The organism is Pseudanabaena sp. 'Roaring Creek' (genome assembly GCF_001402795.1).
Taxonomy (GTDB): domain Bacteria; phylum Cyanobacteriota; class Cyanobacteriia; order Pseudanabaenales; family Pseudanabaenaceae; genus Pseudanabaena.
Genome location: NZ_LIRE01000251.1, coordinates 1 through 3,406, shown reverse-complemented (window position 1 = coordinate 3,406; position 3,406 = coordinate 1). Strand labels below are relative to the sequence as shown.

General features: G+C 44.6%; 4 protein-coding genes. All 4 read right to left on the bottom strand.

All coding sequences use genetic code 11. The annotated features are described in order from the left end of the window. Nucleotides 1-183: 183 nt before the first annotated feature. The 4 genes from AC805_RS08785 to AC805_RS08770 all read right to left on the bottom strand — a co-directional run bounded on the left by AC805_RS08785 (nucleotide 184) and on the right by AC805_RS08770 (nucleotide 3,278). Entirely contained in the window at nucleotides 184-627 is a 444-nt protein-coding gene (locus AC805_RS08785) for an anti-sigma regulatory factor (protein WP_055075077.1), read from the bottom strand. Nucleotides 628-705: 78 nt separating this feature from the next. Next, complete coding sequence (gene yvcK, locus AC805_RS08780; protein ID WP_055075076.1) at nucleotides 706-2,049, bottom strand: gluconeogenesis factor YvcK family protein; 1,344 nt, start codon at nucleotides 2,047-2,049, stop codon at nucleotides 706-708. Further along, nucleotides 2,050-2,514, bottom strand: a complete 465-nt coding sequence (locus AC805_RS08775) for a secondary thiamine-phosphate synthase enzyme YjbQ (RefSeq protein WP_082429443.1) — start codon at nucleotides 2,512-2,514, stop codon at nucleotides 2,050-2,052. It abuts the gene before it with no gap. Nucleotides 2,515-2,519: 5 nt separating this feature from the next. Next, on the bottom strand, nucleotides 2,520-3,278 hold the full coding sequence (locus tag AC805_RS08770; protein ID WP_055075075.1) for a 16S rRNA (uracil(1498)-N(3))-methyltransferase: 759 nt from the start codon (nucleotides 3,276-3,278) through the stop codon (nucleotides 2,520-2,522). Between the last annotated feature and the right edge of the window lie 128 nt (nucleotides 3,279-3,406).

Genomic DNA, 3,406 nt, shown 5'->3' with positions numbered 1-3,406 from the left:
TATAGATAATTCAAATAAAAACTACAGCTTCGACTTCGCTCAGCTAGCTTACACCGAGGGCTGAGCGAAGTCGAAGCCCGTCTACAAGTTATTTAAAACAACTATAAAAGCCTTGCTTAGCAAGGCTTTTACTTTTGGGATTTTAAAATTTGGCAGCATAATCCAAATTAACGTTATTAAAATTTAGAAATGCTTAAGCATTACAAAACAATTGCGACCATCATTGGTCGTTTCATAGCGAAGATTGTCAGCGACAGTTTTCGCTATGATTAAGCCTCTTCCTCCCGTAGGAATATCATCAATGCTTTCAAAGTCCTTGTTCTTTTCGGCTTGCTTAGCAGCGCGTTCAATTTCAGCCTGAAGATCGAAGGGTTCCCCGTAATCCCAAATTCGCATTTCTAAAAATTTTTCGGTTTCGTCAAGGGTAAGTTCGATATCAATGGGGGTTTCCTCAGACAGCCCCTCATGGGCGTATGAAACCACATTTGTAAATACTTCAACCAAGACGAGATTGCATTGCATCCAAGTTGGTTTTGGCAGTAAATTTTGTAACAACTGAAACCACTCTTGCAATTTAGCAAGAGCATAAATATCACTGTTAACTTGTATATGAAACTGTTGTAACACTGATGATTTTATCTGACGTTTTTATTATGAGATGCCACTATTTAATTTTGGCATTAGTGGCTATTAATCTGCAAATTGCTATTGACGGTTATACCAACGCATTAATACCCCTGCAAGTTTGTCTGAGTCATGGCATACGGTACCGTTGTTTTTTTCTCGCATGATATTCGCAAGTAAGACAGGGCAACGCATACTTGCAAGATTATCGCGATCTAGCTCCGTAAAGTGGGAACCACAGGAAGCATAGTGTTGTAGCGATCGCTCAGAGGGGGGGTGTCTTTGAGCTAAAACTACATCAAACAGTCGTACCCCAGCTAATTCGTCTAAAACTCGCACATAATCAGATACAGCATAGCCGTCGGTTTCGCCCACCTGACTCATGATATTACAAAGGTAGATCGATGGCACATTGCGATCGATTAATGCTTGGAGAATTTCTGGAACCAGTAGATTCGGAATGATGCTGGTATATAAACTTCCAGGACCAATTACGATCAGATCGGCTTCCCGAATATCTTCGATCGCTTGGGGCAACCCCTTGGGATTATCTGGCTTACAGCCGATATGTTTGATTTTGCCCTTGGCTTCGGGGATATGGGATTCTCCCTCGACATAGCGTCCATCTTCAAATTCTGCCCAAAGAACCATGTGATCGAGGGTGGCGGGCAGGACACGACCACGCACAGCTAAAACCTGCGAACTAGCGGCAATCGCCTTTACGAGATCGCCCGTAACCTCACTCATTGCCGTCAGAAATAGATTGCCAAAGCTATGACCTGTGAGCCCTTCTCCTGTTTGAAAGCGATATTGAAATAATTCCGTAACTAACTTTTCTTCATCGGCAAGAGCTGCGAGACAGTTGCGAATATCCCCAGGCGGTAAGACTCCGTATTCCCTACGCAATCGTCCTGAGGAGCCACCATCATCGGCAACGGTGACGATCGCAGTAATGTTGGCGCTATATTGTTTCAGCCCACGCAACAAATTTGATAAACCCGTACCACCCCCTACGGTAACGATTTTAGGCCCTCGATTGAGTTTGCGGTGGGAGACTAGTAACTCTAAAAGCTCTTTGTCTTGGTTGGGCATCAAAACTTGAGTGATCGATCCGAGGGCGCGTTTTTGCCCTAGCCACAATAGCCCGATGCCAAGGAGTAGGGCGAGGGGACCACTCATATGTCGAGGCAGGATCGCGACCAAGGTGTCAAGGGTATTACCGATTAGGCGCGACAAAAATAATATCGGGGTTAATCTGGCGGAAATGGCAATTCCCAGCACGATTAATAAGATTCCGAGGATGCTAACTAGTAGCCATCGTTTAACCAATAGTCCTGGTAAAAACCACTGAAATCCCCTCAGCCACTTGCTAGTTTTAGCGGTTGGACGATATCGATTAGCTGGAGGCTTTTTTATGGGCTTCATCTAGCATCCTGTAATATGTACCAGCACTTCGCGAGTATGTCCCAAATTGCGATGTTCCCAAACAAAGATTCCCTGCCAAGTACCGAGGGCAAGTTTAGCATTAGCGATCGGGATTGTCTCAGAGGTTTTGGTAAGGGTGCTACGAATATGGGATGGCATATCATCAACTCCCTCAGAAATATGACGATATTGACTTGCATCTTCAGGGATTAACTTGGTAAAAAAGGTCTCTAAATCGGCTAGTACATCGGGATCAGCGTTTTCTTGAACGATCAGACTTGCTGACGTATGGCGCAAGAAGACATTGCATAATCCCATCCTTATCCCTGAATGGGCTAAAACTGCTTCCACTTGACGGGTGATATTGTGTAATTTTTTGCCATTAGTTCGTAGGCTAATGGTCTGCTGTACCATACGCAGCGGCATTTGCAGGGTCTCAGGGGAATTTGCGTTCATGGCGTTCATGGCGTTTATCTGTGATGGGTTTGGGTATCGAAAAATGCGCCAACTATGGATAATGCTACCACTGGGGCTGTGATGGCGGACAATACCCGATCGCCTAATGATACGGGGTTAAATCCTGCGGCGATCGCCATTTCTTCTTCCCTAGTTGTCCAGCCACCCTCACAGCCAGTGGCGACGATCACCTGCTCATCGATACTATTAGTGTTTTGTAAGCTAGTAAGCAGGTGGGGCACATTGGGAGTAGTTACACAAATATACTTGCCATGAGTTGGTGGTAATGTCGTGCAATATTCGAGCCATGCCAAGAATGCTAGTGGGGGCTTAATTTCAGGTATATGACTCCGTAGGGATAGCTCGGCGGCTTCCTCGGCGATGCGTTGCCAGCGATCGCGCTTTTGGTTGCCGATCTCAGTTCCTGATTTGATAATGGTGCGATCGCTAAATAATGGGCTAATTTGTTGCACGCCTAATTCTGTCGTTTGGCGAATGATTGATTCCAGATTACTACCCTTGGGCATGGCGACCCCCAGACTTATGGGAATCGCTGATTCTGAATTGTTTTCCAGTTTTGCAATAATATCAGCTTTGTTAAAATCTTTGCCTAATTGGGCTAACCACCATCCACCGAGGCGATCCAGAGCAATAAATTCGGCGTTAACTTCTAAGCGGAGGACATTACTTAAATAATGTCTTTGTTCGGATGTGAGTGAGATCTGGCTATTGATTTGTAAATTTGACGAGACTTGATGGGGTTGTAAGGTCACCCTTTGCAATCTCCGTTTTTGAGGTTGAGGCAATAACACAGGATTTTTTAGAATAATTATTAAAATTCAATCGGCAAAATGTGAATAATATAGCTGTCGCCAATTGTACTAGGACATAAACCTCAAGA

Coding starts and splice junctions, on each gene's coding strand:
- AC805_RS08775 (WP_082429443.1), bottom strand. CDS start 2,514: ATGAACGCCATGAACGCAAATTCCCCTGAGACCCTGCAAATGCCGCTG.
- yvcK (WP_055075076.1), bottom strand. CDS start 2,049: ATGAAGCCCATAAAAAAGCCTCCAGCTAATCGATATCGTCCAACCGCT.